The 1,350-nt window shown below is 40.1% G+C and carries 1 protein-coding gene; it reads left to right on the top strand.

Features of this window, described 5'->3' with window-relative positions; all coding sequences use genetic code 11:
- Positions 1–781 precede the first annotated feature (781 nt).
- Positions 782–1,219, top strand: a complete 438-nt coding sequence (locus HGG78_RS18770) for a hypothetical protein (protein ID WP_172533820.1) — start codon at positions 782–784, stop codon at positions 1,217–1,219.
- The last annotated feature ends 131 nt before the right edge of the window (positions 1,220–1,350 follow it).

Genomic DNA, 1,350 nt, shown 5'->3' with positions numbered 1-1,350 from the left:
ATTCACATAACAAGCAATTCAAGTGGATTCTCAACGCGTGGCAGTTTTACTATGCGTCAGGTAAAGTGTTTTACGGTGCAATGCAGCGGCTTGGCCAGTGCGTTGTTCACCACTTAATTGGGCGTTAGCTGGGGTTAAGAAAGGCTGTGAATTTAGGGTGGAAAGGCTTTGGGTTTTCTAGCTACACACCGGATAAATCTCAGTTTCTCAACTATCTCGCCAGTGGCACTTTTCGTGAAGAGTTTGAACTTAACGAAGTCTGCTTACGGGAAGAGTTGTGTTTGTTAAGTTCGTTGGCGCGGCTTCTTTGTTGTTGAAATTCATAAATGCCTAAATTCGTTTTGTGTGCTTTGTCGTTGGCTTTTTCGATAGAATTCTTTGTAAATTACCATGCTCTGGAATGGGGTTTTCTCGGTCATTTCTTCTTTGCCAAGCGCATTTCGTGGATTGGGTTTTAATTTCACAGCTGTTTGTTTTACTTTGCCGTTTGAAAGCAATAATGTGTTTCAAATTAGGTACTTTGGCGTAATTTTCTAGCGAAAGTGCAGCAGCTAACTAGGCGTTTAAGACGGATTCCCAACGCTTGGGAGTTTCGGTTCTAGGTTGAGTTTTGTGTTTAAGGCACAATGGTTTAGGATTGTGGTCGCGTTGCTCACCACTTAACGCGGCGTTAGCAGTATAGGAGGAAAATTGGAAACTTTATCAAAAGTTGAAATAACACTATTAGCGGTGGTTCTTAGGTCAGGGAGCTGAGCTTTTAAAGTCCTATTGGAAGCGTAGGGTGTTACTAAAGGCTTTTTATAACGAGTTAGGTGACATATCTGATCACTTAAATGAATCAATGAGTAAATGCGAAGCAGGGTTAATCAATTTGCTAAAAACCCGTCAATCATCAGCTTCCCCGCATCCAGTCGTTCGCCCAATCTACGATAATTACTATAAAGACATTTGTACTTTTTTAAGTCCTGAGCAACGGAAAATTGTTAATCAAATTCATGGACATGTTTTGGGCTTCAATGAGCGTCTCAGTAGTTCAGGTGAACAAAAAAATTTAGACACAAACTTTATGTGCATGTATACGGATGCTGCTTGGGCTAAAGAATCAATAAGCTATCTAATTGAGTACAAAGGCAGAAAATTACTTGCAGATGATCTTTCAAAAATTGAGTCAATTAATAAGGATTTTCAGCGCGTTTGGAATGGATATATACGTGGATAGAATACTGCTTGGATTCAAGTACGAAGTGCGACACCTCTGAACATAAAAACAGTGAGATGCGATAATCATGAAGTTTGCTCCCGCCAAGAAGTAAAAAACATGAAATACACGCACCTCACTGAGAACGAAAG

The organism is Vibrio aestuarianus, from assembly GCF_012395185.1.
Classification (GTDB): domain Bacteria; phylum Pseudomonadota; class Gammaproteobacteria; order Enterobacterales; family Vibrionaceae; genus Vibrio; species Vibrio aestuarianus.
Note: the sequence above shows the minus strand (reverse complement) of the source record. Positions and strands in the feature narration are given on the sequence as shown.